The sequence below is a fragment of the Rhodococcus sp. NPDC060090 genome, assembly GCF_042729855.1.
In the GTDB taxonomy this organism is placed as follows: Bacteria; Actinomycetota; Actinomycetes; order Mycobacteriales; family Mycobacteriaceae; genus Rhodococcus.
The window spans coordinates 15,606-42,279 of sequence record NZ_JBHWXB010000005.1; the positions used below are offsets into that span (position 1 = coordinate 15,606).

The window sequence follows — 26,674 nt, forward strand, 5'->3', positions numbered from 1 at the left end:
AGGTGACATCGGCCATGTGGCCGTGGGTTATTCGGAGTCGGGGAGGGCGCCGAGTTCGGCCTCGAGGACTTCCTGCACGACGCGCATCGCAGCGAGTGCTGCGGGGGCGCCGCAGTATGCACTGCAGTGGATCACGGATTCGACGATCTCGGTGCGGGTCAGGCCGTTCCGCAAGGCACCTCGCACGTGGCCGCGCAACTCGTTCTCGGCGCGCAGCGCGATGAGCATGCCGAGATTGAGCAGGCTGCGACTACGACGATCGAGTCCGGGGCGAGACCACACTGCACCCCAGGCATGCTCGGTAACGAACTCCTGCAGTTCTTCCGAGTCGGTGTCGCGCGCGCGGGCGAATGCGCGGTCGACGAAGTCGTCTCCCATGACTTCGCGCCGGATCTCGAGTCCCGCCGTGAATCCCGGACTGTGCTCGGCGTCGGACATCTCACTGCTCCCTGTTCGATCGCCACCGAACTGTTCGGTGGCCGCAGAGAGTCTACGGCCGCCGGAACACCGCCCGAACGAGACCGGCCGCAACAGCGCCCAGGAATCCGAGGACATCGAAGTGGTCGCGCCACGCCAGGATGCGTCCGTCGCGCAGTTCGAACGTGCCGCACACCGGGAAGGAGATCTCGACGCGCCCGATGCGGAGTACATCAGTGCGTTCGGTGAGGACGACGTCGGCGCTTTCGGCAGCAATGTGGTGCACCACGACGTCGAAACCGATCCACGGCTTCTCGAGGCCCGCCAGCACCGAGCTGATCCTGCGGGCGCCACGCAAGGTGGGAAGCGAGGTGTTGTGCCACGACATGTCGTCGTCCATGAGGGGCTTCGTGTCGCGGGGCCGGCTTTCGGCCAAAGCTTCGAGGAACTCCCGGACCACTGTGATGGCAGTATCGGGTGTGGTCGTCGCCGCGATGGCATTCACGTGCTTCCCCTTTTTGTCGACTGTGGGCATGGTACGGCGTCGATGTCGAGGTATCGACGAGAACGATCTTCTCGAAATCGAATCGAGTTGCGTAGAGGTCGACGAGTCGGTGCCTACCGAAGAAAGTGGACTTATCCAGATCGAACGGCTACGAACACCGGTTGAGGGTGGTTACGTTCGGGTCGTCCGCTTGTCCTATCCCGTGCAGGGCCACCGGCGCGGGGGATCAGACAGGAGAAGGTCCATGAATCGAATCAACCGTCGAATGGCAGCCACAGTTGCTGCGCTCGCCGCCGTCGGCCTGGTCGCCTCGGCATGCGGCGACGACACCAGTGCTGAAGACGTTGTCGGTAGCGCCACGAGCGCCGTCGAGTCCGCAGCCGAAAGCGTCGTGTCCGAGGTACAGGGCTCTGACGAGACCACCGGCGCTGAGGAGACGACAGGTGCTGAGGAGACCACAGGCGCCGAAGGGGAAGAAGGCACCGAGCCGGCGGAGGATCAGACCAGTGCAGTTCCCGGCCCGGACGGTGAATCGGTCGAACTGAGCGGTCAGATCCTCGCCAAGTACAACGAGGTCGGCGGTGAATCGAGCCCGCTCGGCATGGCCACCGGAAACCAGGAGGACGTCGGCGACGGCAATATCGCCGAGTTCGACGGGGGCATCATCGCGTGGAGTCCCGACACCGACGCCCACATCGTGTGGGGCGAGATCCGAGTTGCGTGGGAGGCAGAAGGCGGCGCAGGCGGCGAACTCGGTTTCCCCGTCAGCGATGAGCAACCCACCGACGGGGGTATGCAGAGCAATTTCGAGAACGGCTACATCACCTACATCGACGGACAGACCGAGGTGATGATGAACTGACGCAGTTCCCGGCCCCGGGTGCGGGGCCGGGACAGTCCATCCCCGGACTCTCCGTCACTGCTCGGGTTCGACCCTCGCCATCGCGAGTACGTCGAGGCGACGGTCGAGTTCGTCCTCGCTGAGATTCTCGCCGATGAGCCCGCGATCGACGACCGTCTGCCGAATGGTCTTGCGCTCCTTCAACGCCTCTTTGGCCACCGCGGCTGCCTCTTCGTAGCCGATCGCGGAGTTCAGGGGCGTCACGATCGACGGCGACGACTCGGCGAGGGTGCGCAGATGTTCGACGTTCGCGACGAGCCCTACGATGCACCGGTCGGCGAACAGCCGAGAGACGTTGGCGAGCAGCCGGATCGATTCGAGCACGTTCCGCGCCATCATCGGTATGTAGACGTTGAGTTCGAATGCGCCCGCCGCGCCGCCCCACGCGACCGCAGCATCATTTCCGACGACCTGTGCGGCCACCTGTGTAACTGCCTCGGGAAGAACAGGATTGACCTTTCCTGGCATGATGGAACTTCCGGGCTGCAGATCGGGAAGCTGGATCTCGGCGAGACCGGTCAACGGACCCGACCCCATCCAGCGGACATCGTTGGCAATCTTGGTCAGCGACACTGCGATCGTGCGCAACGCACCTGACACCTCGACGAGGCCGTCCCGGGCCGCCTGTGCCTCGAACCGGTCCTTCGCCGGCTTCAGCGCATCGACACCGGTGGCCTTGACGAGTTCGGCGACGACCCGCGGCCCGAAGTCGTCGGGTGCGTTAAGCCCGGTGCCGACGGCGGTCCCGCCGATGGGAAGTTCTCCGAGGCGCGGCAAAGTGGCCTGCACCCGCTCGATTCCGGCCTCGATCTGGCGGGCGTACCCACCGAATTCCTGACCGAGAGTGACGGGTACGGCGTCCATCAGGTGCGTGCGACCCGATTTGACGACCGTGCGCCACTCGGAGGCCTTGTCGCTCAGCGCACCGTGGAGTTGCTGGAGCGCCGGAACGAGATCGGCCACCGCCGCTTCGGTCGCAGCGACATGCGTCGAAGTGGGGAATGTGTCGTTCGACGACTGCGACATGTTGACGTGATCGTTCGGATGGACCGTGACGCCCGCCTGCGCGGCGATCGACGCGATGACCTCGTTGGTGTTCATGTTCGAGCTTGTGCCCGAACCGGTTTGGAACACATCGATCGGAAACTGGTCGTCGTGTTTGCCGTCGGCGATCTCGCGAGCGGCAGCAATGATCGCGGCCGCCTTCTCAGGATCGAGGAGACCGAGATCCTTGTTGACCTGCGCGCATGCGCCTTTGAGGAGTCCGAGGGCGCGGATCTGTGCGCGGTCGAGGCCGCGGCCGGAGATCGGGAAATTCTCGACAGCGCGTTGTGTCTGTGCGCGCCAGAGGGCATCGACCGGGACCCGGACCTCGCCCATGGTGTCGTGCTCGATGCGGTACTGAGGGGAAGACTGCTCGGAAGTGTCGGTCATACCGTCCACGGTAGGCCCGCCGCAGAGAACTGTGGGGTGCCCCGGAGCAGAACATGTTCCGGGGCACCCCACAGCGGTACTGCAGGATCAGGGGAGCGGCGGCGCAGCGCCGTCGACACCCTGGAAATCGATCGACGAGAACTCACCGAGCTTCTTGAGCCGGTGGTATGCCTCGACCATGCGGACCGTGCCGGACTTGCTGCGCATGACGATCGACTGCGTTTCCGCTCCACCCGGTGTGTACCGGACACCACGTAGCAGTTCACCGTCGGTCACACCGGTCGCGCAGAAGAAGATGTTCTCGCCCGTCACCAGGTCGTTCGTGGTGAGCACGCGGTCGAGGTCGTGACCGGCGTCGAGGGCCTTCTGACGCTCGGCGTCGTCCTTCGGGGCCAGCCGACCCTGCAGAGCGCCACCCATGCACCGCATCGCCGCAGCAGCGATGATGCCCTCGGGGGTACCGCCGATCCCGAGCAGCATGTCGACACCCGAGCCGGGCCGCGCTGCGGCGATGGCTCCGGCGACGTCGCCGTCGGAGATCAACCGGATGCGGGCACCTGCCGCACGCACCTCGCTGATGATTCCTGCGTGACGCTCGCGATCGAGGATCGTGACCGTGAGATCGGGGATCGCGATGCTCTTGGCCTTCGCCACACGCCGGATGTTCTCCGCGACCGGGGCAGTGATGTCGATGACGTCGGCGGCTTCGGGGCCCACCGCGATCTTCTCCATGTAGAACACGGCCGACGGATCGAACATCGCGCCGCGCTCGGCGACAGCGAGCACTGCGATTGCGCCGGGAGCGCCCTTCGACATGAGGGTGGTGCCGTCGATCGGGTCCACCGCGACATCGCACAGCGGGCCGTCACCATTGCCGACTTCCTCGCCGTTGTACAGCATGGGCGCTTCGTCCTTCTCGCCCTCACCGATCACGACGACGCCCTGCATCGACACCGAGCTCACCATGTGACGCATGGCGTCGACGGCGGCGCCGTCGCCGCCCTCCTTGTCGCCGCGTCCGACCCAGCGGCCTGCTGCCATCGCTGCGGCCTCGGTGACGCGCACCAGTTCGAGCGCGAGGTTGCGGTCGGGAGCTTCGCGGCGCTGTGGGGTGCTGGCCGTCATGGGCTACTGCCTCCTGCTGAAAGTCGGTCGACGCTCGAGTGGCGTCGGCACATATGTGGCCGCCGGGATCGGGGCCGCACGATCGGATGGGTGTTTCGCGTGGTCATTGTCTCATCACCTGGGCCTCGATGACGTGTCGGACCCAGGGCAGGCGAACCGCCCACCGTCACGGGCTGTCAGACTGGATGTGTGGCTCCCAAGAAACCTCGCATCCTGAACGACACCCGCGATATGGCCTGGTCGCTGATTCCGCTGGTTGTCGCAATGCTGTTCATTGCCGGAGTCGCGAGCCAATGCTCCTTCAGCCCAGGCGGTCCGACCGCGGGGCCGGTACCGACGTTCGACCTCGATGCGGGCCTGAAGTACGACGCGAAGGAACTGGGCTTCCCCATCCGGCACCCCGAGGTGCCAGAGGGCTGGCAGTCCAATTCAGGGAGCCGCAGCATCATCTCCGGAAACGAAGGTGGCGATTCGAGCACCGTGGGGTTCGTCACCGCCGGGGGGCGCTATGTGCGCCTCACCCAGTCCGATGCCGGAGAGGACGAACTGGTCCGGTTCGTGGCCGGCGAATCACGTCGCGTCACCGGCGCGCAGCAGATCGGCGCCCGGGATTGGACGGTCTACGGCGGCGAAGGCGTCGAAGCGCTGTGGGTATCGGACTTCGGTGACGTCCGCATCCTGGTCGGCGGTTCGGGCACCGACGAGGAACTCTCCGAGCTCGCCGCCACCGTCGGAGTTGCCGAGCCGTTGACGCCCTGACGGGCTCGCGACGGCTCAGTCGTCTTCGTCGTCGATGTCGTCCGCATGCGCGAGTGCGTTCTCGACCCGCTGCCGTGCACCGGCGAGGTGCTCCTCGCACCGCGTGGCGAGCGCTTCACCGCGCTCCCACAGCGCGAGTGAATCGTCCAGGTCCAGACCGCCTTGCTCGAGCATTTTGACGACGTTCACCAGCTCGTCGCGCGCGCGTTCGTAGCCGAGTTCGGCAATGTCGGAGTTCGTGTCGCTCACAGCGTGTTCCTTTACTTTTCTCGTCCCATGACGACGGCCCGCACGGCGCCGTCACCCACCCGCACCCGCAGTTGTGTGCCCGGCGGGGCATCGCCGACCGATCGCACTACCTCGGGATCGTCGTCCCCCATGATCCGCTGCACCACGGCGTAGCCGCGAGCGAGCGTTGCCGCAGGCCCGAGTGTGGACAGGCGTGCCCGCAGATGCTCGACGGTCGTAGCCTCCGCCGAGACCGACCGAGAGATGTCGCGGCGCGCGGCCACCCGGAGTCGTTCGATCTCGTCGGCTCTCCGGTCGAGTGCGGCGATCGGATCGGCCAGCACCGGTCGGTCGCGCAGCTGGGAGATCACGTGTTCTTCGCGCCGCACCCAGTTCCGCAGAGCGCCGGCTGCCCGTGCCCGGAGCTCGTCGACGAGATCCTGCTCGGCGACGGCGTCGGGCACCACACATTTCGCAGCGTCGGTGGGGGTTGCGGCCCGCAGGTCGGCGACGTAATCGGACAGTGGGCTGTCGGGTTCGTGCCCGATCGCGCTGACCACGGGCGTAGTGCACGCGACGATTGCGCGGCACAGGGCCTCGTCGGAGAACGGCAGGAGATCCTCGGGGCTGCCGCCGCCGCGCGCGAGGATGATGACATCCACGTCGGGGTCCTTGTCGAGAGCGGCGAGCGCGTCGAGGATCTGTGGCACCGCGGTCGGGCCCTGGACCGGGGTGTTGCGAATATCGAACTGCACGGCAGGCCACCGCCGCTCCGCGACCGACACCACGTCGCGTTCGGCTGCGCTCGCCCGGCCGGTGATCAGACCGATGCGCTGCGGCAGGAACGGCAGCGGGCGCTTGAGCCGCGGATCGAACAGGCCTTCCGCGGCGAGGAGTTTGCGCAGACGTTCGAGGCGGGCGAGCAGCTCACCGATACCGACCGGCCGGATCTCGGTGATCCGCAACGCCAGGCTGCCGCGACCGGGCCAGAACGTGATCCTGCCGAACACCACGACGCTGGTGCCCTCGCTGAGCGGCACCTCGGACGCGCGGAGTAGCTGCGGGTCGCAGGTGAGCTGCAAAGACATGTCGACCGACGGGTCGCGCAAGGTCAGGAATGCGGTCCGGGTGCCGGGCCGGGCGTTGATCTGGGTGAGCTGCCCTTCCACCCATACGGTGCCGAGCTTGTCGATCCACCCGGAGATCTTCTGTGACACGGTGCGTACCGGCCACGGGTTCTCCGGCGAGTTGGTGCGGCCCTCGGCCTGAGCGGTGCTCACTTGCGTTCGGCGCTGGAGATCCGGTTGGACAGCATCGTGACGAAGGGAGCCCGCTCGGCGTTCGCGTTCTCGTAGGTGAGCAACGCGGTGAGATCCTCGACCGACAGCGTGCGGAGGCGGGCGCGCAGTTGCGCGAGCGTCAGGGAGTCGTAGTCGAGGTACTCGGCGATCTCGGACGGCTGCGTAGGGGTGGGGGCCTTCGATGCAGGCTTCTTCGCCGCCCGCTTCTTCGCCGGTGAGGTTTTCGTCACAGTGGCCTTCGTGGCGGAGGTCTGCGTGGGAGCTGGTTTCCTCGCAGGGGCCTTCCGGGCGGGGGTCTTCTTGGCGGGCGGCTTCGTCGTCCCGGTCGTAGCAGGGGCCTTCGCCGCAGGGGCGGGCGACTCGGAGTTCGTGGCAGTGGGGGCGGGCGGCTCCGTCACCGCACGGTCTGCGGCGAGGTTGCCTGCCGTCTCACCCGGCGCCGTCGAGTACAGCGCGAAACGACCGGGCGCCGATGCGGGGTTCGGGGCAGGCGCATCGACCGGCTTCGCCGGTGAATCGTTGCTGGTGGCGGGCTCTTCGTCTTCGTCGAACACTGCCCACTCGGGATTTTCGGAGATCTCCGATCCGAACACTTCGAACAGTTGATCGCCCTTGATCGCCAGGCCGGTCATCACCTGCTGCATTCGCATCGCCGTCTGCAGGATCTGGCTCACCGTGGTCATCGGGAGCGCAACGGCAGTACTCGGAAGTCGGAGGGTCTCTTCGTACGCGGTGACGGCCACGCCGGCGGCCACTCGTGCCAGGAACGGTGGACGGATCATTGTCTCAGCCTGCCTCACGATCGTTGTCTTTGGTAGCCGAGCGGGTCGGTGCGACCTCTCGGCCCGTAGTCTGGAGGTATGTCTGCGCCTGTCCCGCTCGAACTAGGAATTACACGGTCACCCGGCACGTCGTTGCCGGGGAAGCGCGTCCTTCTCGCCGAGCCGAGAGGTTACTGCGCCGGGGTCGACCGTGCAGTGGAGACCGTCGAGAAGAGTCTCGAGAAGCACGGCGCTCCGCTCTACGTCCGTAAAGAAATCGTCCACAACCGCCACGTCGTGGAGACCCTTGCTGCGCAGGGCGTCGTATTCGTCGACGAGACCGACGAGGTCCCCGAAGGATCGGTCCTCGTATTCTCCGCGCACGGCGTGTCCCCGGCGGTGCACGAGGCCGCGGCGTCCCGCAGCCTGCACACGATCGATGCAACCTGCCCGCTGGTGACGAAGGTGCACCAGGAAGCGAAGCGGTTCGCCCGCGACGACTACGACATCCTGCTCATCGGCCACGAAGGCCACGAGGAGGTCGAAGGCACGGCAGGCGAGGCGCCCGACCACGTTCAGCTCGTCGACGGCCCCGACTCGGTCGACGCCGTGACGGTGCGCGACCCGTCGAAGGTGATCTGGCTGTCGCAGACCACCTTGAGCGTCGACGAGACGATGGCCACCGTGGAGCGGCTGCGCGAGAAGTTCCCGCAGCTGCAGGATCCGCCGAGCGACGACATCTGCTACGCCACCCAGAACCGTCAGGTCGCGGTGAAGGCGATGGCACCGGAATGCGATCTGGTGATCGTGGTCGGCTCGCGGAACTCGTCGAACTCCGTGCGGCTCGTCGAGGTCGCGCTCGGTGCAGGCGCAAAGGCGTCGTACCTGGTGGACTACGCCCGTGAGGTCGACCTCGCGTGGCTCGAGGGCGTCGAGACGGTCGGTATCACCTCGGGTGCCTCCGTTCCGGAAATCCTGGTCCGTGGCGTGATCGACTTGCTCGACGAGCACGGGTTCCACACTGTGCAGTCGGTGACCACCGCGAACGAGACCCTCGTGTTCGCGCTGCCGCGGGAGCTTCGGAACCCGCGCCCCTGACGGACTCCCGTCCGGCCTCAGTCCTCGACGCGATCCCGGTAGCGCACGGCCGGTGGCCGATATGACGGCGCCTGCCTCGTCGTACCGGCCATCGGTGCGGGCTGAGGGGTGGGTTGAGGCGTGCGGAGAGCGCCTTCCTCGGGTCGCGGGCGTCGCCGCTGGGGCGCATCCCGCCTCGGATCGACATCGCCGCGGCGCGGAGCAGGTGCGGCGCGCGCTGCCGGGTCGCTCGCGGGCGGCGCTGCGCTGCGTCGACGGGGCGCAGCCGAGCTGCCGCGCGAGGTGGTGACGTCGCGGACCGAGGCCTTCGTCATCGGGGGCTCGCTCTGCTCTGCGCGCATAGGCCTGCGCGTCGCGGAGGCGCGCGGCGTCGTAGCCTTGCGTGGCGCGTCGGCCGGATTCGGTTCGTCCTGCGCAGGACGCATCGCGGCACCTCGGCGCGCGGACCGGGAAGTGGCACCACGCGGCGGTGCGGCCCTACGGGACCGTGGGGCACGCGCCCGGACACCCGCGTTCTGCTTCGCGAGGAAGATCCGGGTACCACCGATCGCCAGCACTGCAACGGTGGCCAGCAACATCGCCGGGAATCGGTTGACCAGTGGATATGCGACGTTCAACGCCAATTCCTTGAGGCCGCTCGTGCTTCCGGCCGAGAGGAACTCCTGCCCGATCGGCACCGCAAGCAACAGCAGCAACGGTGGTTGAGCCATCGCGGTGAACAATCCACGATGGCGGACCGCCGCCACGGCCGCGATACATCCGAGGACATAGAAGACAGTGAATGTGGTGGTCAGCTGGTCTCCGCCGGCCGCATCGATCAGCAGCCCGACGACGGTCACTCCGACGGCGATGAGCGGAGCACCCCACCAGGGGACACCGGGAAGCGACGGGACCAACGACCGCATGTCGAGCGGCACTGCCGAGCGAGCGCGTTGGGATGCAGACACAAGGTAAACAGTAACCCGACAGAATCAGCTTGCTTCGTCGACAGGACCGTCGGGCTCGGCGGTTTCTGCGAGCGTGCTGCGCCGTGGCCACGAGTCGACGCGTCGGACCTCGGGCACATCGCCGTCGAAAATTTCCAGCTCATTGAGCTTTCGGGCCGTCACTCCGACCCGTGTCTCCATCGACGACACCGTGAGATTGAACGAATCGACCGCTTTGCCCAATTGGCCGCCGAGCCGGTCGAGATGATCACCGACCGTGCCGAGCCGTTGGTACAGCTCCCGGCCCAGCCTGTGGATGGTTGCGGCTTCCCGAGACAGGGCTTCCTGACGCCACGTGAAGGCGATCGTGCGCAACAGCGCCACGAGAGTGGTGGGGGTGGCGAGGATCACGTTCCGTGCGAACGCGTACTCGAGTAGATCTGGATCGGCACCGAGCGCCGCGTCGAGGAACGGGTCGCCTGGCACGAACAACACCACGAACTCCGGCGTCGGATCGAACGACTCCCAATACGACTTCGCGGAAAGCTGGTCGACGTGAGTGCGCAGCTGGCGTGCGTGCCGGATCAGGTGCCGATCGCGCTGCGAAGGATCTTCCTCCTGTGCCGCGTCGAGATACGCCGCGAACGGCACCTTGGCGTCGACCACGATCTGCTTACCGCCCGCGAGGTAGACCAGCAGATCGGGGCGCACACCCTCCTTCGACACCTGCGTGTCGAAGTCGCAGTGCCGCACCATCCCGGCGAGCTCCACGACACGCTCGAGCTGGATCTCGCCCCACCTGCCGCGCACCTGCGGCGCCCGCAGCGCCGTGACGAGCTGTTGGGTCTGCGTCGACAGCAACTGGGATGCGCGGTGCATACCTTCCACCTGCTCGGTCAGGCCCGCATACGCGTGGATTCGGCTCCGCTCGACGTTCTCGACCTGCCGGGACAACGCCCCGACTGCCTCGTGCAACGGCCCGACCAGCCGCGACACCTGCTCGCCGACTGCCCCGGACTGTCTGCGTGCGGCATCCTCGTTCACCGCGCTCCACGACTGCCGCAAGTGCGACTCGTTGGCCTCGAGAGCGGCGAGTTTCTCTTCGGCGCGCGCTGTCCGGTCGCCGCTGCGGGACGCGTGCAGCAGCCAGCCGAGCATCACGCCGAGGAAGAGCGCGACGACGAGTCCCAGTGCGGTGAGAACTGACATGAGCCGCATGATGCCGCACGGTGCCGACAGTTACCCGGAACCGGAGCGTGTCGGTGTCTTCCTCTACCGTCTGACGACATGCGGATCCTGCACACCTCCGACTGGCACATCGGTCGCACCTTCCACGGTGTCGATCTACTCGCCGACCAGGCGGCGGCGCTCGCCGCGGTCGCCGAGGTCGTGGCGGAGCGCGGTGTCGACGTCGTGGTGGTGCCGGGCGACATCTACGACCGCTCCATCCCGAGCGCCGACGCCGTCGCAGTGTGCAACGCCGGGCTCGAAGCGATCCGCGCCGCAGGCGCAGTGATCATCGCGACGTCCGGTAATCACGATTCGCCTGTGCGCCTCGGATCGGGCGCTGCGTTCGCGGCCCACGGGGGCCTCCACCTGATCACTCGGGTTGCGCAGGTCGATCGGCCGGTGGTGCTGAACGACGCGCACGGGCCGGTCGCGTTCTACGGCATCCCGTATCTCGAACCGGAGATCACCCGAGCCGAACTCGACGTACCCGGTGCGCGCTCGCACCAGGAGATCCTCGACGCCGCGATGGCCAAGGTGCAGGCCGAGGCCGCCGGTCGCGACGCCCGCACCGTGGTGTTGGCGCACGCTTTCGTCGTGGGTGGAGAGCCGACGGAATCGGAACGGTCGATCTCGGTCGGCGGTGTCGAGACCGTGGCAGCGACCACCTTCGGCGGTGCCGACTATGTGGCCCTCGGGCACTTGCATTCACCGCAGACGGTGTCCGAACACGTCCGGTATTCGGGCTCGTTGCTGCCGTACTCGTTCGGTGAGCGCTCACACCGCAAGGCGATGTGGCTCGTCGACCTCGACGAGACGGGGCTCGCGTCCGTCGACCGTGTCGACCTTCCGGTGGTGCGAGAACTGACGCAGCTCACCGGTAACCTCGACGACCTGCTCGCAGATCCGGCCCACGAGAACGCCGAAGAACACTATGTGGCCGCGGTCCTCACCGACCGTGCCCGCCCGGTCGACGCGATGCGGCGGCTGCAGGAACGGTTCCCGCATGCGGTACACGTGCAGTGGGAACGCCCCGCGTCGGAATCCGAGGGCAGCTACCGCGAGAAGGTGCGTGGCCGCACCGACTTCGAGATCGCCTCGTCGTTTCTCACCGACGTCCGATCGGAGCCGTCCACACGGGAAACGGGATGGTTCGAACAGGCCCTCCGCGACGGTGATCGTCGGCGCGGTATCGGCGACGAGTCGCGCCGCGGCGATTCCGGTCGTGACGAGCGGGCGGACGTACCGGCATGAGATTGCATTCGATCGAGATCACCGCTTTCGGGCCGTTCGCCGACACCGTCGCCATCGACTTCGACGACCTCGGGGCCGACGGGCTGTTCCTCCTGCACGGGCAGACCGGCGCGGGGAAGACCTCGATACTCGACGCCGTCGCCTTCGCACTCTATGGGACGGTGCCCGGTGCCCGAGCAGAGGGCCGCAGACTGTTGTCCGACCATGCGCCCGCGGGCGCCATCCCGCAGATCTGCCTCGAAGCGACGATCGCAGGTCGGCGACTGCGCATCGAGCGCAGCCCCGAATTCGAACGCCCGAAGAAGCGCGGCGTCGGCACTACCAAGCAGAACGCGAAAGCAACCCTGGAATGGCTCGACGGTATCGGGGAGAACCTGTCACGCAGCCAAGAGATCGGCGACGTGGTCAAGGGGCTGCTCGGGATGAGCGCCGAACAGTTCTTCCAGGTCGTATTGCTGCCACAGGGCGAGTTCGCGAAATTCCTGCGGGCGGCCAGCGACGAGCGCGGCAAGCTCCTCGAGCGACTGTTCGACACCACGAGATTCGGCGACGTCGAACAGTGGTTCCGCGAGCGCCGCGGATCCGGCGCGAAAGCACTTGCCGAACAACAACAGGCCGTCGACGTCCTCGCCGCGAAGGTCGCTGCGGCCGCAGGTATCGAGGCCGGGGCCGACGCCGAGCCGGTCGAATGGGCCCACAGGCTGCTCGCCGATGCCGCCGACGTCCGCGACTCGACTGCAGCCGCGCACGCCGAAGCCCGCGACACCGACCGCAGCAACCGCGCGGCACTCGACAGCGCGGTCGCACTGAAAGAACGGATCCGACGCCGCGGCGAAGCGCGCGAGAGCAAGGCTCGGCTCGACGCTGCCGAACCGGAGCGCGCGGCGATGGTCGTCGAACGCGATGCCGCGCATCGCGCACGACTGGTCGCGGTACTCGACCGTGAAGCGGCCGGCGCTGTCGCCGACACCGAGTCGGCGCAGGCCGAACTCGACTCCGCCGCAGCTGTTCTGACGAAGTCGGCCGAGGGACGTGCCCTGCTCGGCGAGGTACCGGGGCAGCCCGACGACAGCGACCGCGCACTGATCCGCCCCCGCTGCGAGCAGTGGTCCAGTGAAGTGACCCGACTCGACACCTTGATCGAGCAGCAGCTGAAAATCACCGACATCGGCTCCCGACGTGCGGCCTTGGAAGAGAAGCGTCAGACGGCCGCCGCAGAACTCGAGGGCGTTGCCGCCGAACGTGCCGCGCTTCCCGGCCTGGCCGCGGAGGCTACGACCGCGGTCGCGGACTCGGAGAAGGCTGTTGCGTCGCTTCCCGGGCTCCGTGAGGCCCGCGATCGAGCCGCGGATGCGCTTGCCGCCGCCGGTGAACTGCGCTTGCGCAGTACAGAACTCGAGCAACTGGAGAAGGCGTCCGTGCAGCGCCATGCGGACCATAATCTGGCGCACGAGGCACTGCTCGACATTCGTGCGCGTCGAATCGCCGGCATGGCCGCCGAGCTGGCAGCCAGGCTGGTCGAGGGCGATCCCTGCGAGGTCTGCGGCGCGGTGGAACATCCGTCACCCGCGCAGGCCGAACCCGAGGCCGCGACCAAAGACGACGAAGAGCGCGCCCATGCCGCCGAACAGCGGGCAGCGAAGGCACTCACCGATGCGCGCGCAGCCGTCGGAGATGTCGCGAGCACGGTGGCGATCCTGCGTCAACGCAGCGGCGACACGTCCGAAGACGATCTGGCCGCAGTGCACCTGGACGCCGTCCGGGCACACGACACGGCAGCTACCGCGGCGGCGCAGCTGGATCGACGCCGACGCGAGGTCGACGACCTTCAGGCGCGCGATCTCGCACTGCACTCCCGCGAGCGGGAAGTCGAGACCGCCCTCACCGGCATTGCCCGCGACGATGCCGTACTCGCTTCGGAAGCCGATGAGATCGGTCGCCGTATCGCAGCGGCAATCGACGGCAGCGAATCGTTGACGGCCAGACGTGACCGACTCGCGGCTCTGGTGGAAGCCGCCACCGCATGGCTCGATGCACGCCTCCGGGTCGCGCAGGTGCGCTCGGTCGCGCAGAAGCGAGCGCGTGAAGCGGAGGTCGCCGCAATCGACGGCGGATTCACCGACTTGGCGCAGGCGCGTGCTGCCCTGCGTCCTGATTCACGGGTTGCCGAAATCGAGCGTGAACTCCGCGATGCCGAGAACCGGCGGGCAATCGTCACCGCTGTGCTCGCCGAACCCGAGATCGCTGCACTCACCGGCAACGAGGTCGTCGACGTCGACGCTGCGCGCGCGGTGGTCGACTCCGGCGCCGCGGCACTCGAATCCGCGCTCGCTGCCGCGACCGAGGCACATCGCCGTCACACCGATGTCACCACCTATGCGAGCCGGCTCGAGCAGGCCTATACGGCACTGGTTCCGTTGCGCGACGAGCAGGCCGAACTCACCGCCCTCGCCGACGTCGTCGCCGGTGGGGGAGCGAACAACCGCAAGATGTCGTTGCGTTCCTACGTGCTCGCTGCGCGGCTCGAGGAAGTGGCTGAGTCGGCATCCGACCGGCTGCGCAGAATGTCCGGTGGCCGCTACGAATTCGTGCACAGCGACGCGGTAGGCAGCCACGGTAAGCGAGGCGGACTGGGTCTCGACATCCACGACGAGTACACGGGTGCGGTGCGCTCCACCAAGACGCTCTCGGGCGGCGAGTCGTTCCAGGCGTCCCTCGCGCTGGCTCTCGGGCTCGCGGATGTCGTTGCTGCCGAAGCCGGTGGCGTGGTGATCGACACCATGTTCATAGACGAGGGGTTCGGCACCCTCGATGCCGATGCGCTCGATGCAGTGATGGGTGTTCTCGACGAACTGCGGGCCGGTGGCCGTGTGGTGGGCGTGGTCAGCCACGTCGACGAACTACGACAGCGAATCCCGAGCCGTCTGCATGTGCTGCGCGGCCGAACCGGTTCCACCGTGCAGATCGCCGGCTGACGACGCCACCGAGATCCGCTGTGGGCCTATGAGTCGGTAGCGGACGTGTTCGGGTCGGGCGCCGAGGTGCTTCCGGGCGCCGGCAAGGCCTTCGGGTCGTCGGAGGTCTCGTCGTCCTCGTCCTGTGCCCGCTCGACCGATCGTGCGTCGATCTGCTCACCGACGTAGCGGATCACCACCGCTGTGACCGCGGCCACCGGGACGGCGAGGAACGCGCCGATGATGCCGAACAGTGATGCCCCGGCCGTCACCGCGAGCAGGACCACCACGGCGTGCAGTTTCATGCTCTTCGACTGCAACACCGGCTGCAGGACATTCCCCTCGATCTGCTGCACCGCGATGATGAGGATCAGCACGATCACTGCCGTGGTGAACCCGTTCGCGACCAACGCGACCAGAACAGCGAGGGCGCCGGCGACGAACGCACCGACGATCGGAATGAACCCACCGATGAACGTCAGGATCGCGAGCACCGGAGCGAGCGGCACACCCAGGATGACGAGGCCGATACCGATGAACAACGCGTCGATGAAACTCACCAACGCCTGAGTACGGATGAAGCCGCCGAGGGTGGTCCACATCCGCAGGAGCACCTCTTCGAGGTGACGGCCTGCCCGGCGGCCACTCACCGAGTGCAGCCACGGCACGAACCGCGGCCCGTCCTTGATGAAGAAGAATGTCAGCACGAGCACCAGGCCCAGCGTCACCAACAGCGAGCCCGCCGTGCTCACGCCGGAGAACACGCCACCCGCAATCGAGGCGGCACTGCCTTGCACACGCTCGATCACGACGTGCACCGCGTTGTCGAGCTGTTCGTCCTGCAGATTGATCGGGGGGCCCTGCACCCAGTCCTGCACGGTGTTGATGCCTTCGGTGGCCTTGTTCGCGAGGTCGGGAACCTGCGCCACCACGGACGGAACGATGCCGGCGATGATGCCGCCGACGACCGCGAAGAACAGGACGAGCGTCAGCCCGGCAGCGGCAGCGGGGGGAACTCCACGTCTGGTCATGCCACGCGTCGGTGGCCACAGGATGGTCGCCACGACGATCGCGAGGGCGATCGGCAGGATGATCACCCACATCTGCTGGATGATCCATCCGAGCACCACGGCTGCGGCGGCGATGAGAACGAGGCAGCCCGACCATTTCGCCAACCAGATGCCGCTGACTCCGATCAAGGCCCCGCGATCGGGTTTCACGGCAGCGTTGTCGCCGGCCTTGTGGTCGGAGGTGTTCTTCGACTCGCTCAACGATGGTCCTTCCGTACGCATGTGTTGATCACCTCGATCGATATTCGCCAATCTACGGCCAGCGTGCCGGATCTGCCGGGAGATGCGGTTTTGCCGGATACGCCCGTGTCCAGCATGAACGCGTGGCATTCTCGATATATGTCCTTGCGCATCGAGAATTACGTTTCTCGCAGGGTTATGTGTGTGATCACCGTCGCTGCATGTGCCGGAGTCCTCAGCGCGTGTGGCGAGGGCGACTCGCCCACTTCGGAGGGCGTACGTTCCTCGGCCGGCGTTGCTGTCACGTCCGTCCAGGAAGGCGCGCAGGGTGCAGCCTCATCGGTGCAGAGCGCCGCGTCCAGTGCGGCCGAACGGGCCGGAGACTGGTTCGACAGCGCCAAACTCGGTGCGTTCGTGGCAGCATTCCGCGCCGCGTACCCGAACCTGTCGGCCGATCGCGAGACCCAGTCGATCGAAACGATCGTCACCGAAACCTGTCCCCTGATCGAGGACGGCGCCGACGACGCCGAGGTGAACGCGAAGGTCGGCGAACTCGCCGCCAACGGTTCCGCGGAGCCGACCGACGATCAGTCGGCGCGTATCGCCCAGTTGGTTCGGGTGGCGTGCGGATGACATATCGCCGCAGTCACCACGTAGACTCCTGAACCTGTGAGCCTCACCCTCGGAATCGTCGGACTTCCCAATGTCGGCAAGTCGACCCTCTTCAATGCCCTGACCAACAACGACGTGCTGGCCGCGAACTATCCGTTCGCCACCATCGAACCCAACGTCGGCCTGGTCGAGCTGCCCGATCCGCGGCTGAGCAAGCTCGCCGAGATCTTCGGATCCGAGCGGATCCTGCCTGCGACGGTGTCCTTCGTCGACATCGCAGGCATCGTCAAGGGCGCCTCCGAAGGGGCCGGTCTCGGCAACAAGTTCCTCGCCAATATCCGCGAGGCCGACGCCATCTGTCAGGTGGTCCGTGTGTTCGCCGACGACGACGTCGTGCACGTCGACGGACGAGTAGACCCGGCATCGGACATCGAGGTGATCGAGACCGAGCTCGTCATCGCCGATATGCAGACGTTGGAGAAGGCTCTGCCGCGGCTGGAGAAGGAAGCGAAGAAGAACAAGGAGCTCAAGCCGCTGCACGAGGCGGCGCTCGAGGCGCAGACGTTCCTCGACGAGGGCAAGACCCTGTTCAGCGTCAAGGACAAGCTCGACTTCACGCTTCTCCGCGAGTTGAGCCTGCTCACCACCAAGCCTTTTCTCTACGTCTTCAATGCAGACGAGGCCGTGCTCACCGACGAGGCGAAGGTCGCCGAGCTGCGTGCCTCCGTCGCCCCGGCCGACGCGGTGTTCCTCGACGCGAAGGTCGAGCAGGAACTCCTCGAACTGGACGAAGAAGACCGCCAGGAAATGCTCGACTCGATCGGTCAGACCGAGCCCGGTCTGCATGCTCTCGCTCGCGCCGGCTTCCACACCCTCGGGCTGCAGACCTACCTGACGGCAGGCCCGAAGGAATCGCGCGCCTGGACGATCCACAAGGGCGACACCGCCCCTCAGGCTGCAGGCGTCATCCATACCGACTTCGAGCGTGGCTTCATCAAGGCCGAGATCGTCTCCTTCGACGACCTCGTCGAGGCCGGCTCCATGAGCGCCGCCAAGGCTGCAGGCAAGGTGCGCATGGAGGGCAAGGAATACCTCATGCAGGACGGCGACGTCGTGGAGTTCCGCTTCAACGTCTGACCGGTTCCGGTTCAATCCCTCACATGAGCGCTGATCTCGACCTCGACGACCACTGTTGATATCATGTCCGATATCAACGTGCGGAGGTGGTCATCATGGCATCCATCGTCGTCAGAGGGCTCGACGAATCGGTGAAGCAGAGCTTGGCGAAGCGGGCCAAGGAGCACGGTCGCTCCATGGAAGCCGAGGTGCGTGAGATTCTCACTCGGGCATCATTGCGTCCGCACATCGGGCTCGCGCTCTTGGAGGCGGCTCGTGCGGCTGACGGTGTTGAGGAGCTGATGATCCCTGAGCGCGTCGATGAAGCCCGGAAGGTCGACTTCGGGTGATCGTCTTGGACACGAACGTCATCTCGGAGATCTTCCGCTCTCGTCCTGAGCCGCGCGTCATCGCATGGCTGGAATCGCTCACGGATGATGTCGCGATCACGACGATCACGTTGGCGGAGCTGCTCGCCGGAGTTCGCAGGCTTCCGGATGGGCAGCGCAAAGCGGCACTCCAGGCAGCGATCGAGGGCGCGATCCGGCCCTATCGCGATACGCGTTCCCTGCTTTCCTTCGACGAGGTTGCGGCCGCGGAGTATGCCGAGGTGCTGGCGGTGCGTGAGGATGCGGGGCTGCCGATCAGCATGGCTGATGCGCAGATCGCTGCGATCTGCCGAGTCCATCAGGCCGTGTGCGCGACACGGAACACCAAGGACTTCGCGCAGACCGGTGTCGAGATTGTTGATCCCTGGGCCGTGTCGTGAGTGGACACGCATCAGGAGGGAGCGGAGCATCCTCGTCGGTCAGTCGATGGGTGCGCACACGGCGTTCCTTACCGCTGTGGAGCGTCCGGACCTTGTCGAGCGCCTCGTGACGCTCGAAGGGCATGTCGCCGGGCAGCGACGGCCCGGGTGGGGCAGTCGGCTGGGAACAGCACAGCATCCAGGTGAACGCGCAGTGGCCCATCTGCTTCGTCTGGAAAGATGGAGGTGCGGACAATGTCGAACTCGTCGACTACTCCTGAGGCCGATCTGATCGAGCCGATCCACCCGGGAGAGATCCTGATGGAGGACTTCATCGAGGGCTTCGGGATCACGCAGAACAAGCTGGCTGTGTCGATCGGTGTTCCGCCGCGTCGGATCAACGAGATCGTGCATGGCAAGCGGGGAATCACGGCGGATACCGTAGGCGCGTGTTGCTACGTGCGGCGACGTGGTTGCGCTCGAGCTTCCTCATCTGCCTGTGGTTCCGTCGATGAGTTCGCGGAGGATGTCTGCGTGTCCGGCGTGGCGGCCGGTCTCTTCGATCATGTGTGTCAGCGCCCAGCGTGCATTAGGGCCTGGACGCTCATTGCCGGCATGGGGAACGGGCCCGGAGAGGTCGTCACAGGAGTCCAGCACCGCGTTGGCTTGCTCCGCCACAGAGCGATAGCGGGCAACCACGTCTTCGCGCGTATCCGTTGCGGCGCACTGAAACGTCGCCGGCCAGTTTGTGGTCCTGTGGCCGAGGAATATCGATTCTTCGACGTAGGTGAGGTGGTTGAGTAGCCCCAGGAGATTCGTTCCCGACAGCACCTGGGCGGTTCTGACGTCAGGCTCGGGCGTGGTCTCCACCTTGGTTGCGATCGAATTTCGGAGATAGTCGAGGAATCCACGGAGTACTTCGGCTTCAGTGTTTCCGGTTTTCGGCGGAGATGTATCACGACGCTGTGAGCGTCGTCGGGGTGTGGTCATCTGGTGTTCAGCGCGGATACTCCTCGTCCACGGGGAGCAGACGCCGTCCTCCTTTCGAGGATTGTGGTGGCGGGGAACTGGTCGGTGGATCCGGTTATGGTGCCCGGCGTGGGGTCCGGACGGCTGTCCTCGAGTGTCACGCGCTTCGGCGTCAGCGCTCGGTGCGTTGAATCATCAGGATGTGGTCGGTGACCTCGGCGGCGCGTCCGTTCGGGCCGGTCGCCATGCGCTGCTGGGCGTCGGCTACGAGGATCTGCCATGTCGAGGGGTCGAGATCGATGTCGGCACTGACCTCTTGCGGGCTCGGGTAGTGGACATCGGGGTCGCGATTCCACGACCAGGGGGCGGTTGAGCCGTGGTCGACGATCAGGAGATATCCTCCGGGCTGCAGGGCGTGGGCCGCGTTCCTGAAGAGCCCGGCGCGGTCCAAGCCGGACACGGCATGCAGATAGTGAGCGTTGACGAGGTTGAACCTGCCTGAAGGTAACCCCTGGTTGAGGTCTGTCCGTTTTGCGGTGATCCGGTCATCCAGGCCGGCCTCCTGGGAATGCTGTGTCAACCGATCCACCGATGTCGCGGAGATGTCGAGCGCTGTAACCTTCCAGCCGCGCTGAGCGAGCCAGAGCGCATCGCCGCCATTGCCGCAACCCAGCTCCAGGGCCTGCCCCGGGGCGAGGTCGGAGATCATCTCGATGAGACGAGTGTTCGGTGCGGGGCGCTTACCCGGCACAGGGTCGGTGGGTGTAGCGGTGGTCATGAACACTCCTGTCGTCTGGTCACCTGATCTACACTCCCACCCGAGATTGCACGTCCGCCATCTCCCTTGCAGAATTGCAAACTCATTTGTTGTCAGGAAGAGAAGGGGCGCATGGATGATGACAAGGTGCTCAGTGCGGTCGGGCCGAGGCTGCGGGGGTTCCGTCAGGCGCTCGGGCTGAACCTGGCCGAGCTCGCCGAGCGCAGCGGGATCACGGCCAGCACTATCTCCAGACTGGAACGGGGCCTCGTGCGCCCCGGTTTGGAGCAACTCTTACCTCTTGCGCGGGTCTATGGACTGCCCTTGGACGAGCTTGTCGCGGCCCCCCGCGTCGGCGACCCGAGAGTTCACCTGAAGCCCATCCGCAAGCACGGCCTGACCTTCGTCCCACTCGGCGTCCATGCAGGGGGGCTGCAGGGTTTCAAGGTGATCTATCCGCCGAGCGCGAAGGCAGGCCCTCGGAAGTACAACACTCATCCCGGGCGTGAGTGGTTCTACGTTCTCGAAGGTGCCGTCGTCCTTGCATTGTCCGATCAGCGCACCGTCCTCGAAGCTGGTGAAGCTGCGGAGTTCGACACGATGACCCCGCACTGGATCGCGAACGCTCGCGAGGATCGGCCCGCCGAGATCATCGCACTCTATGGCGTGCAGGGTGAACGTCTCCATGTCATAGACGTCTGAGTGGCATCCTCGACGGCCTGCCACCGGAGAAGCTGCGAGACATCGGACGCAAAGAATTGGAGTCCTACGATGTGACCTTCGTCGGCAGGTTCTTGTCGCCGACTTCCTCCGCGACCGCGGCACCGTGACCGACGTTGTCGATCCCTTGTCGGCCGGCAGTCCACGCGGACCACAATCGGTGGTAGATCCCGCCACGCGCGAGCAACTGGTCATGGGTGCCTTGCTCAACGACTCGGCCCGAGTCCATGACGAGAATGTTGTCGGCGCGCGAGGCCTGGTCCAAGCGGTGCGCCACCACCAGGGCCGAACGATCACGAGTCACCTTGTCGGCTGCATCTTCCAACGCCCCGGCCCCCGCCGAGCCCGCCTCGGCAGTCGCCTCGTCCATGATGACGACGGCCGGGTCGAGAAGCAGGATGCGAGCCAGTGCAAGCTGCTGCGCGGCCACCGGATCCAGCTGGATACCCTGCGCGCCGACCACGGTGTCGAGGCCCTGAGCCAGCCGGTCGAACCACGGCCGCGCATGAACCCGATCGAGTGCCGAATGGAGCTCCGCATCAGTGGCATCGGGTTTGGCGAGAGTCATGTCCTGGCGCAGGGTTCCGGAGAAGACGTGCACCTCCTGGCTGACCATGGCGAGACGGGCGATGCGCTCACGGTCGGACAGCGACGACACGGGGTGCCCGTCGACGAGCACCTCACCCGCATCGGGTACACGCAAACCCGCCACCAGCGCTGCCACCGTGGTCTTTCCGGCCCCGGACGCGCCGACGATGGCGACGGTCTCACCCGGGTCGATGGTGATGTCGATATTGCGTACGGCCCAGGCGCCGCCGTAGCTGAAGCTGACGTCGCGCAGCTCGACGCGACCCCGTGGAGCATCGACACTGCTGTCGGGCACCGGCATCGGCGGGTCGGTGACCACTCCCACGACCCGCGCCAGCGAGGCGTAACCGGACTGTACGACGTCGAGCACGCGCATGAACGTGTTCAAGGGACCACGCAGCCGGATGATCATGAGGACCGCTCCGGTCACGGCACCTACGGTGAGAGCGTCGGTGGACACCAGGTGGTATCCCACCGACAGCGCGATCGCCAGCATGAGGAACTCGGCGCCGAGCATCCAGGCGTTGAGGCCGAGCATGGTGGTGCGTGCACTGATGCCCTTGCGGACCACGCCCCACGAGGCGTTCCCGACATCGATGTGCATCCGGTCTTCCATCGAGAAGGCACGCACTGTCGCACGACCCCGGATGGCCTCCAACACGCGGCGGGCGCGCTCGGCCATGGCGGCGCGCTCGTCGGCGTAGCGCTTGGGGGCCTTGGCGAGGTAGAGGCGCGCGGCAAAGTAGTACACCGGAGCGACGATCACCGGGATGATCAGGAACTGCCAGTCCAATGCGAACAGGGCGATGACGGTGGCGATAACCGTGAACAACGCGGTGGACAGCGTCGGCACGGTCTCGGTGACGGCGGCAGACAGCTCGGCGACGTCATCGGTGGAACGGCTGACCAGATCGCCTGTGCCTGCATCCTCGACTCGGTGGGTGGGCAGTCCCAGGGCGGTGCCGACCATGTCCTGGCGGAGGTTCGCGATCACGCGTTCGGACAGCCGTGCCACCAGATAGAAGCCACAGGCGCTCATGACCGCGCCGGCGATCGCCGCGGAAATCAGGCCCGCGCCGATGGGCCACAGCGATCGCTGGGTGTGGCCTATCACCAGGTCCACGATCTGGCCCATCAGTTGCGGCACCAGCACACCTGCGTAGGCACCGAGGCCGAGTAGCACCAGTGCGAACAGGAACAACAGCTTCGCGTGGCGAACCAGCCCCAACTGTCGTGCCACCTCGCGCCGCACCTGCCCCAGTGTGGCCAGGGGGAATCGGAGAGCGGTGTCGGCCTTGGCGGGTGGGGTCGCGCTCGTCGGCGAACTCATAGCGTGGCCCCCGCCAGAAGTTCCTCGGCTGTAGCCCTCAGATCCTGGACATCCAGGTGGCCGGTCGCTACAGCGGTCCACGCCGGTGACTCGCTGAGCACGAGCGTGATCTTGCCTGCTCGGTGGTGGGACACCTGCTCGGCGATGTTCTGCTCCGTCACCGAGTCCACCGCAGTGGTCGGATCCTGCAACACGAGGACTTCGGGATCGAAGGCGATGGCGCGCGCCAAGGCCACGCGCTGACGCTGACCGCCGGACAGCATGCGTCCGTTTTCTCCTACGCGCTTGTCGGGGCCCTCTGGGATGTCGTCGCAGCAGGCGACTCGGAGGGCCTCCTCGGCGGTGGCCCGGTCGGGGTAGACGTTGTCGGCCACGCTGCCGTCGAACAGGTCCGCTGCATGCGGGACGACGATCACCCTGCGCCGGGGTAGCGATTCCAGTTGGGAGATCAGCTCGTGGTCGATGCCGTGTACGACGGTGAGGCCGGTCGGCAGCGTTTCCATGAACTGGTCGGCCCTGGCGGCGTCGACCTCGGTGGTGCGTTCGAAGTCCGCCCCGAGAACCTCTCGGATACGTCGTCCGGATGCTTCGGCAGAGGCCCAGCGCGAGGCGAGGTTCCTGCCGAACATCGTCATCGGAGTGATGAGGAACTGGGTCAGGCCGACGACCGTGATGAGTTCGCCGATGGTCACGTGTCCGTTGAGTGCAAGCGCGCCGGCAGCGATGCCGAGGGCGGAGACGAAGATCGCGCCGGCCGCCTCGGTGGCACCGTTGAGGCTCGCTTCGGCCGCATTGGCGTGAACGGTCTTGCGATAGGCGATGTCCGAGACCTCGTCATAGCGACTCCGGACAGTGACGATGGCACCCAGACCTTTGAGGATCCGCAGTCCCTGCACCACATCCGTGGCGGTCGCCGCAGCCTGAGCGATCGCATGCTGACGTGCCACCGAACGGCTCTGCAGTGGTCGGGCCACTCGAAGGGCCACGACCACGAGGAGAGGGCCACCGATGAGGGTGGCCAGGCTCAGCCAAGGGTCGATGGTGAACATGATGATGGCGCCGTAGGTGATGGCCGCAGCCTCGGCCACCGGCATGACCGTCATCATCACGATGTCGCCGACCCTGCTGGTGTCGGACGACGCGATCGACAGTAATCCGCCTGCGGTGCGCTCTCGGCCGGCGAACCCACGCGGATCTTGTATGCGGTCGGTGACCATGGTGCGCAGATCATGGCCGACCAGCTGTTGACTGCGGATCAGCATGAAACGCGCAACCCAGTTCACGCCGATGGCGAGCGCGAAGAGGCCTCCCAGAACCAGGATCCAGAATCCCAGTCGGTGGGGTGACGAGGTGGCGATGGCTTCATCCACGGCCCTGCCCACCACGACGGGCGTGAGACCGTTGCAGACGAACGAGAGCGCCATACCGACCGAGGCAACGAAGCTCCACGGACGCTGAGAGAGCGCTACCTTCAGCGTCCACCCTCGTGCGTCGAGAGCAGGCATTTTGGACTTTCGCGCACCCGGCCCGGGTAGCGCCGAATAGTCGACAATACTTCCCTGCTCGGGTGCCTGAGGAGTATCGAGCACAAGCGCAGATGTTACAGCCGAGCTACCGCGACCCAGCTGTCGCGCCGCCTCGTGGGTGTTCGGCCCAGCCTGGGCGCGAGTATCGAGTGGCGGCTGATATCGAACCCGCTGGACGGTGCTGCGCGAGCCGGAATGTGTCCGTTGAAGATCGGAATGACCGTCGCAGCGGATTCCGTGCTTCATCACGTGGCCGAAGAAGTGCGGCAACGGGTCTGTCTCGTCGTCCTCGCAACATTGGTTTCCCAGGTGGATGTGCGTTTTGGTTGGTGTGATAACGTCCCGTTCTTATGTCAGATCAACTTCCACCGTGCCCCGTATGTGTGAGTGAGTTCAGCTATGAGACCGGCGCGTTGTTGGCATGCCCGATGTGTGGTCACGAGTGGTCCACGGACGTCGATGAGGAGACCGATGCTGCCGAGGGCGTCGTCAAGGATGCTGTCGGCAACGTGCTTGCCGACGGCGACACCGTCCACATCGTGAAAGACCTCAAGGTCAAGGGTGCAGGCGGCGGTGTCGTGAAGATGGGCACGAAGGTACGCGGAATCCGGTTGATCACTGATGGAGTGGGTGACCACGATCTCGATGCGAAGGTGCCGGGATTCGGTCAGATGCAGCTCAAGTCGAGCGTGGTGAAGAAGGTCGTCTGAGCGTCCCGGGAATCATCAGCGGTGTTGCTCGGCCTACTCCGGAATCGGCGCCTCTTGCAACGTTCGGCGGCTGGCGAATTGCCGCATCATTCCTGAGAGCGGATCGGTGAATTCCAGTTCCCGCGCGAGCAATTGGAGCGGAAGGGAATGATCATCCGGGGACTCGGGCATGAGCTCGGGATACCAATGATCGCCGAGGATCCCGATTCCGAGCGCGGCCAGATGCACCCGCAGCTGATGCATCCGCCCGGTGTGTGGGCGCAGGATCGTATGGAGCACAGCGCGTCCGGAGGCGCTCACACCGGACCCGAGCACATCGATCGCGGTCTCGGAGTTGGGTTCACGGGCGTCGTCGACGACCACTCGCAACTCGCCTTTACGCGCCTCGATGTGGTTGCGATAGGTGACGGGAACGGCGCGGCTTGCAAGTGTCGGTGCGTCGGGGTCCCATCCGGCGGGTCGTGGGGACACCGCTTCGTAGACCTTCACGACCTGCCGCTTCTCGAACAGTGACTGGTATGCGCCGCGTGTCGAGGGGCGGGTCGAGAACATCACCAGTCCGGCCGTCGCGCGGTCGAGTCGATGAATCGGCGTCAGGTCGGGGTTGTCCAGACGGATCCTCAAGCGGACGAGTGCCGATTCGCGCAGGTAGCGCCCACCCGGTGTGGTCGGGAGGAAGTGCGGTTTGTCGATGACGACGAGGTCGTCGTCGATGTGCAGGATCTTCTCGTGGAACGGCATCGGATCTTCCGTCGGCAGTTCGCGGTAGTACCAGATGAACCGGTGCGTGCCCAACGTTGTGTTGCGGTGGATAGGACTGCCGTCGGCGCCCACGATCTCACCGTCGTCGAACCGCTGATACAGAGTGCCGGTGTCCATATGGTCGAACCTCGCCACCACGTACTCGGCGATCGTCGACCACGGGCCGGACGTCGGCACACGCAGACGCGTCGGCCCGACCCCATTCTTGACGGGGAGCGGTGAGGGCATCGGCATAGGATCGATTCTCCCACCGGCGGCTGCGTGGATGGCAGACGGGACCGAGTGCGGCGATATTGCCGAGGAGCTACGAATTTCGTCGACGCAGCGCGCGGAACATCCTGGTCGGTTACGGTTTTGACAGCTGGTCCCTTCGAAAGGTCGATGCCGATGCCGCTGTACGACTTCCGGTGTGCCGAGTGCGGTCTGTTCGATGCCTTGATTCCGATGAGCGACGTCGGCTCGTCCACTGCATGCCCTTCCTGCGCGCAGCAAGCGCGTCGTGCGATCACCGCGCCGCGTCTCGGTCGCGGTGCATCGAGCGCGATGCGCCTGCATGACGCGACTGCGCGTACGGCGTCAGATCCGGACGTCGTGTCGGGTGCGCTCCCCGGTGGCCCGCGGCGATCGTCGCGTCCGGTCTCGACCGACCCGAGGCATCGGCTGCTTCCTCGCCCTTGAACGAGATCGACCGACCCC

The 26,674-nt window shown here is 66.1% G+C and carries 28 protein-coding genes and 1 pseudogene; 14 read left to right on the forward strand and 15 right to left on the reverse strand.

Translation table 11 applies throughout. The features are described 5' to 3' along the window. Nucleotides 1-27: 27 nt before the first annotated feature. Nucleotides 28-438, reverse strand: coding sequence for a carboxymuconolactone decarboxylase family protein (locus ACFWCF_RS08275; protein WP_378559524.1), 411 nt, complete (start codon nucleotides 436-438; stop codon nucleotides 28-30). Nucleotides 439-490: 52 nt separating this feature from the next. Beyond that, entirely contained in the window at nucleotides 491-922 is a 432-nt protein-coding gene (locus ACFWCF_RS08280; protein ID WP_378559527.1) for a limonene-1,2-epoxide hydrolase family protein, read from the reverse strand. A 244-nt stretch (nucleotides 923-1,166) separates the two neighbouring features. On the opposite strand from ACFWCF_RS08280, the gene ACFWCF_RS08285 reads away from it, so the two are divergent. Further along, nucleotides 1,167-1,784 carry an LGFP repeat-containing protein gene (locus ACFWCF_RS08285; protein ID WP_378559530.1) on the forward strand — a complete coding sequence of 206 codons (618 nt, stop codon included), beginning with the start codon at nucleotides 1,167-1,169 and terminating at the stop codon, nucleotides 1,782-1,784. A gap of 54 nt (nucleotides 1,785-1,838) precedes the next feature. On the opposite strand, the gene ACFWCF_RS08290 is transcribed toward ACFWCF_RS08285, so the two are convergent. Beyond that, nucleotides 1,839-3,257, reverse strand: a complete 1,419-nt coding sequence (locus tag ACFWCF_RS08290; protein ID WP_378559533.1) for a class II fumarate hydratase — start codon at nucleotides 3,255-3,257, stop codon at nucleotides 1,839-1,841. An 87-nt stretch (nucleotides 3,258-3,344) separates the two neighbouring features. Then, nucleotides 3,345-4,382: a class II fructose-bisphosphatase gene (gene glpX, locus ACFWCF_RS08295; RefSeq protein WP_378492836.1), complete on the reverse strand. Its 1,038-nt coding sequence runs from the start codon at nucleotides 4,380-4,382 to the stop codon at nucleotides 3,345-3,347. Nucleotides 4,383-4,571: 189 nt separating this feature from the next. Here glpX and ACFWCF_RS08300 point away from each other — a divergent pair, with 189 nt between their 5' ends. Beyond that, entirely contained in the window at nucleotides 4,572-5,141 is a 570-nt protein-coding gene (locus ACFWCF_RS08300; RefSeq protein WP_378559536.1) for a DUF4245 domain-containing protein, read from the forward strand. A 15-nt stretch (nucleotides 5,142-5,156) separates the two neighbouring features. Here the strand turns inward: ACFWCF_RS08300 and ACFWCF_RS08305 are convergent, their stop codons facing one another. From ACFWCF_RS08305 to ACFWCF_RS08315, 3 genes are read right to left on the reverse strand one after another with little or no spacing between them, the layout of a single operon-like run. After that, nucleotides 5,157-5,390 carry an exodeoxyribonuclease VII small subunit gene (locus ACFWCF_RS08305; protein WP_378559539.1) on the reverse strand — a complete coding sequence of 78 codons (234 nt, stop codon included), beginning with the start codon at nucleotides 5,388-5,390 and terminating at the stop codon, nucleotides 5,157-5,159. Between the two features lie 11 nt (nucleotides 5,391-5,401). Further along, entirely contained in the window at nucleotides 5,402-6,649 is a 1,248-nt protein-coding gene (gene xseA / locus ACFWCF_RS08310) for an exodeoxyribonuclease VII large subunit (RefSeq protein WP_378559542.1), read from the reverse strand. Further along, complete coding sequence (locus tag ACFWCF_RS08315; RefSeq protein WP_378559545.1) at nucleotides 6,646-7,452, reverse strand: lipid droplet-associated protein; 807 nt, start codon at nucleotides 7,450-7,452, stop codon at nucleotides 6,646-6,648. Before ACFWCF_RS08315 ends, xseA begins: the two co-directional genes overlap by 4 nt. 78 nt (nucleotides 7,453-7,530) lie before the next feature. Between ACFWCF_RS08315 and ACFWCF_RS08320 the strand changes: the two genes are divergently transcribed. After that, entirely contained in the window at nucleotides 7,531-8,529 is a 999-nt protein-coding gene (locus ACFWCF_RS08320; protein ID WP_378559548.1) for a 4-hydroxy-3-methylbut-2-enyl diphosphate reductase, read from the forward strand. A gap of 17 nt (nucleotides 8,530-8,546) precedes the next feature. On the opposite strand, the gene ACFWCF_RS08325 is transcribed toward ACFWCF_RS08320, so the two are convergent. Both ACFWCF_RS08325 and ACFWCF_RS08330 read right to left on the reverse strand, forming a co-directional pair. Beyond that, on the reverse strand, nucleotides 8,547-9,476 hold the full coding sequence (locus tag ACFWCF_RS08325) for a DUF6542 domain-containing protein (RefSeq protein ID WP_378559551.1): 930 nt from the start codon (nucleotides 9,474-9,476) through the stop codon (nucleotides 8,547-8,549). A 24-nt stretch (nucleotides 9,477-9,500) separates the two neighbouring features. Continuing rightward, a complete protein-coding gene (locus ACFWCF_RS08330; RefSeq protein ID WP_378559554.1) occupies nucleotides 9,501-10,664 on the reverse strand; it encodes a DNA recombination protein RmuC in 1,164 nt (387 codons plus the stop codon). Between the two features lie 78 nt (nucleotides 10,665-10,742). Here ACFWCF_RS08330 and ACFWCF_RS08335 point away from each other — a divergent pair, with 78 nt between their 5' ends. Beyond that, complete coding sequence (locus ACFWCF_RS08335) at nucleotides 10,743-11,936, forward strand: exonuclease SbcCD subunit D (protein WP_378559557.1); 1,194 nt, start codon at nucleotides 10,743-10,745, stop codon at nucleotides 11,934-11,936. After that, nucleotides 11,933-14,911 (forward strand): AAA family ATPase, encoded by a 2,979-nt coding sequence (locus ACFWCF_RS08340; protein WP_378559560.1) that lies wholly within the window; start codon nucleotides 11,933-11,935, stop codon nucleotides 14,909-14,911. The genes ACFWCF_RS08335 and ACFWCF_RS08340 overlap by 4 nt, the downstream gene beginning before the upstream one ends. A 26-nt stretch (nucleotides 14,912-14,937) precedes the next feature. On the opposite strand, the gene ACFWCF_RS08345 is transcribed toward ACFWCF_RS08340, so the two are convergent. Beyond that, nucleotides 14,938-16,182 carry an AI-2E family transporter gene (locus ACFWCF_RS08345; protein ID WP_378559563.1) on the reverse strand — a complete coding sequence of 415 codons (1,245 nt, stop codon included), beginning with the start codon at nucleotides 16,180-16,182 and terminating at the stop codon, nucleotides 14,938-14,940. A gap of 156 nt (nucleotides 16,183-16,338) precedes the next feature. On the opposite strand from ACFWCF_RS08345, the gene ACFWCF_RS08350 reads away from it, so the two are divergent. The 6 genes and pseudogenes from ACFWCF_RS08350 to ACFWCF_RS08375 all read left to right on the forward strand — a co-directional run. Continuing rightward, a complete protein-coding gene (locus ACFWCF_RS08350; protein WP_378560203.1) occupies nucleotides 16,339-16,773 on the forward strand; it encodes a hypothetical protein in 435 nt (144 codons plus the stop codon). Between the two features lie 36 nt (nucleotides 16,774-16,809). Next, complete coding sequence (gene ychF / locus ACFWCF_RS08355; protein ID WP_378559566.1) at nucleotides 16,810-17,889, forward strand: redox-regulated ATPase YchF; 1,080 nt, start codon at nucleotides 16,810-16,812, stop codon at nucleotides 17,887-17,889. Nucleotides 17,890-17,984: 95 nt separating this feature from the next. Next, on the forward strand, nucleotides 17,985-18,218 hold the full coding sequence (locus ACFWCF_RS08360) for an Arc family DNA-binding protein (protein ID WP_378559570.1): 234 nt from the start codon (nucleotides 17,985-17,987) through the stop codon (nucleotides 18,216-18,218). Continuing rightward, nucleotides 18,215-18,637 carry a type II toxin-antitoxin system VapC family toxin gene (locus ACFWCF_RS08365; protein ID WP_378559573.1) on the forward strand — a complete coding sequence of 141 codons (423 nt, stop codon included), beginning with the start codon at nucleotides 18,215-18,217 and terminating at the stop codon, nucleotides 18,635-18,637. The genes ACFWCF_RS08360 and ACFWCF_RS08365 overlap by 4 nt, the downstream gene beginning before the upstream one ends. A 122-nt stretch (nucleotides 18,638-18,759) precedes the next feature. Then, nucleotides 18,760-18,897, forward strand: a complete 138-nt coding sequence (locus ACFWCF_RS08370) for a hypothetical protein (RefSeq protein WP_378559576.1) — start codon at nucleotides 18,760-18,762, stop codon at nucleotides 18,895-18,897. Beyond that, nucleotides 18,872-19,057: pseudogene (locus tag ACFWCF_RS08375) on the forward strand (HigA family addiction module antitoxin); the annotation flags it as partial. The gene ACFWCF_RS08370 and the pseudogene ACFWCF_RS08375, both read left to right, overlap by 26 nt. A 48-nt stretch (nucleotides 19,058-19,105) precedes the next feature. On the opposite strand, the gene ACFWCF_RS08380 reads toward ACFWCF_RS08375, so the two are convergent. Beyond that, nucleotides 19,106-19,606: a DinB family protein gene (locus ACFWCF_RS08380; protein WP_378560206.1), complete on the reverse strand. Its 501-nt coding sequence runs from the start codon at nucleotides 19,604-19,606 to the stop codon at nucleotides 19,106-19,108. 151 nt (nucleotides 19,607-19,757) lie between these two features. After that, on the reverse strand, nucleotides 19,758-20,363 hold the full coding sequence (locus tag ACFWCF_RS08385) for an SAM-dependent methyltransferase (protein ID WP_378559579.1): 606 nt from the start codon (nucleotides 20,361-20,363) through the stop codon (nucleotides 19,758-19,760). A gap of 111 nt (nucleotides 20,364-20,474) precedes the next feature. On the opposite strand from ACFWCF_RS08385, the gene ACFWCF_RS08390 reads away from it, so the two are divergent. Beyond that, on the forward strand, nucleotides 20,475-21,044 hold the full coding sequence (locus ACFWCF_RS08390; RefSeq protein WP_378559582.1) for a cupin domain-containing protein: 570 nt from the start codon (nucleotides 20,475-20,477) through the stop codon (nucleotides 21,042-21,044). A gap of 64 nt (nucleotides 21,045-21,108) precedes the next feature. On the opposite strand, the gene ACFWCF_RS08395 is transcribed toward ACFWCF_RS08390, so the two are convergent. Both ACFWCF_RS08395 and ACFWCF_RS08400 read right to left on the reverse strand, forming a co-directional pair. Continuing rightward, nucleotides 21,109-22,980: an ABC transporter ATP-binding protein gene (locus ACFWCF_RS08395; protein ID WP_378559585.1), complete on the reverse strand. Its 1,872-nt coding sequence runs from the start codon at nucleotides 22,978-22,980 to the stop codon at nucleotides 21,109-21,111. After that, entirely contained in the window at nucleotides 22,977-24,485 is a 1,509-nt protein-coding gene (locus ACFWCF_RS08400) for an ABC transporter transmembrane domain-containing protein (RefSeq protein ID WP_378560209.1), read from the reverse strand. Before ACFWCF_RS08400 ends, ACFWCF_RS08395 begins: the two co-directional genes overlap by 4 nt. Before the next feature lie 371 nt (nucleotides 24,486-24,856). Here ACFWCF_RS08400 and ACFWCF_RS08405 point away from each other — a divergent pair, with 371 nt between their 5' ends. Further along, the gene (locus ACFWCF_RS08405; protein ID WP_378559588.1) at nucleotides 24,857-25,216 is read left to right on the forward strand and encodes a zinc ribbon domain-containing protein YjdM; all 360 of its coding nucleotides are present in this window, start codon (nucleotides 24,857-24,859) and stop codon (nucleotides 25,214-25,216) included. Between the two features lie 33 nt (nucleotides 25,217-25,249). Here ACFWCF_RS08405 and ACFWCF_RS08410 read toward each other — a convergent pair whose 3' ends face one another. Beyond that, a complete protein-coding gene (locus ACFWCF_RS08410; protein ID WP_378559593.1) occupies nucleotides 25,250-26,212 on the reverse strand; it encodes a pseudouridine synthase in 963 nt (320 codons plus the stop codon). Between the two features lie 153 nt (nucleotides 26,213-26,365). On the opposite strand from ACFWCF_RS08410, the gene ACFWCF_RS08415 reads away from it, so the two are divergent. Then, on the forward strand, nucleotides 26,366-26,656 hold the full coding sequence (locus ACFWCF_RS08415) for an FmdB family zinc ribbon protein (protein ID WP_378559596.1): 291 nt from the start codon (nucleotides 26,366-26,368) through the stop codon (nucleotides 26,654-26,656). Nucleotides 26,657-26,674: the final 18 nt, after the last annotated feature.

Excerpts from the sequence above, each read along its gene's own strand:
- ACFWCF_RS08330 (WP_378559554.1), bottom strand. The coding sequence starts at position 10,664 with ATGTCAGTTCTCACCGCACTGGGACTCGTCGTCGCGCTCTTCCTCGGC.
- ACFWCF_RS08405 (WP_378559588.1), top strand. The coding sequence starts at position 24,857 with ATGTCAGATCAACTTCCACCGTGCCCCGTATGTGTGAGTGAGTTCAGC.
- ACFWCF_RS08345 (WP_378559563.1), bottom strand. The coding sequence starts at position 16,182 with ATGCGTACGGAAGGACCATCGTTGAGCGAGTCGAAGAACACCTCCGAC.
- ACFWCF_RS08390 (WP_378559582.1), top strand. The coding sequence starts at position 20,475 with ATGGATGATGACAAGGTGCTCAGTGCGGTCGGGCCGAGGCTGCGGGGG.
- ACFWCF_RS08385 (WP_378559579.1), bottom strand. The coding sequence starts at position 20,363 with ATGACCACCGCTACACCCACCGACCCTGTGCCGGGTAAGCGCCCCGCA.
- ACFWCF_RS08350 (WP_378560203.1), top strand. The coding sequence starts at position 16,339 with ATGTGTGTGATCACCGTCGCTGCATGTGCCGGAGTCCTCAGCGCGTGT.
- ACFWCF_RS08415 (WP_378559596.1), top strand. The coding sequence starts at position 26,366 with ATGCCGCTGTACGACTTCCGGTGTGCCGAGTGCGGTCTGTTCGATGCC.
- ACFWCF_RS08290 (WP_378559533.1), bottom strand. The coding sequence starts at position 3,257 with ATGACCGACACTTCCGAGCAGTCTTCCCCTCAGTACCGCATCGAGCAC.
- ACFWCF_RS08395 (WP_378559585.1), bottom strand. The coding sequence starts at position 22,980 with ATGAGTTCGCCGACGAGCGCGACCCCACCCGCCAAGGCCGACACCGCT.
- ACFWCF_RS08285 (WP_378559530.1), top strand. The coding sequence starts at position 1,167 with ATGAATCGAATCAACCGTCGAATGGCAGCCACAGTTGCTGCGCTCGCC.
- ACFWCF_RS08340 (WP_378559560.1), top strand. The coding sequence starts at position 11,933 with ATGAGATTGCATTCGATCGAGATCACCGCTTTCGGGCCGTTCGCCGAC.
- ACFWCF_RS08320 (WP_378559548.1), top strand. The coding sequence starts at position 7,531 with ATGTCTGCGCCTGTCCCGCTCGAACTAGGAATTACACGGTCACCCGGC.
- ACFWCF_RS08380 (WP_378560206.1), bottom strand. The coding sequence starts at position 19,606 with ATGACCACACCCCGACGACGCTCACAGCGTCGTGATACATCTCCGCCG.
- ACFWCF_RS08370 (WP_378559576.1), top strand. The coding sequence starts at position 18,760 with ATGTCGCCGGGCAGCGACGGCCCGGGTGGGGCAGTCGGCTGGGAACAG.
- ACFWCF_RS08315 (WP_378559545.1), bottom strand. The coding sequence starts at position 7,452 with ATGATCCGTCCACCGTTCCTGGCACGAGTGGCCGCCGGCGTGGCCGTC.
- ACFWCF_RS08400 (WP_378560209.1), bottom strand. The coding sequence starts at position 24,485 with ATGCCTGCTCTCGACGCACGAGGGTGGACGCTGAAGGTAGCGCTCTCT.
- ACFWCF_RS08335 (WP_378559557.1), top strand. The coding sequence starts at position 10,743 with ATGCGGATCCTGCACACCTCCGACTGGCACATCGGTCGCACCTTCCAC.
- ACFWCF_RS08360 (WP_378559570.1), top strand. The coding sequence starts at position 17,985 with ATGGCATCCATCGTCGTCAGAGGGCTCGACGAATCGGTGAAGCAGAGC.
- ACFWCF_RS08275 (WP_378559524.1), bottom strand. The coding sequence starts at position 438 with ATGTCCGACGCCGAGCACAGTCCGGGATTCACGGCGGGACTCGAGATC.
- glpX (WP_378492836.1), bottom strand. The coding sequence starts at position 4,382 with ATGACGGCCAGCACCCCACAGCGCCGCGAAGCTCCCGACCGCAACCTC.
- ACFWCF_RS08410 (WP_378559593.1), bottom strand. The coding sequence starts at position 26,212 with ATGCCGATGCCCTCACCGCTCCCCGTCAAGAATGGGGTCGGGCCGACG.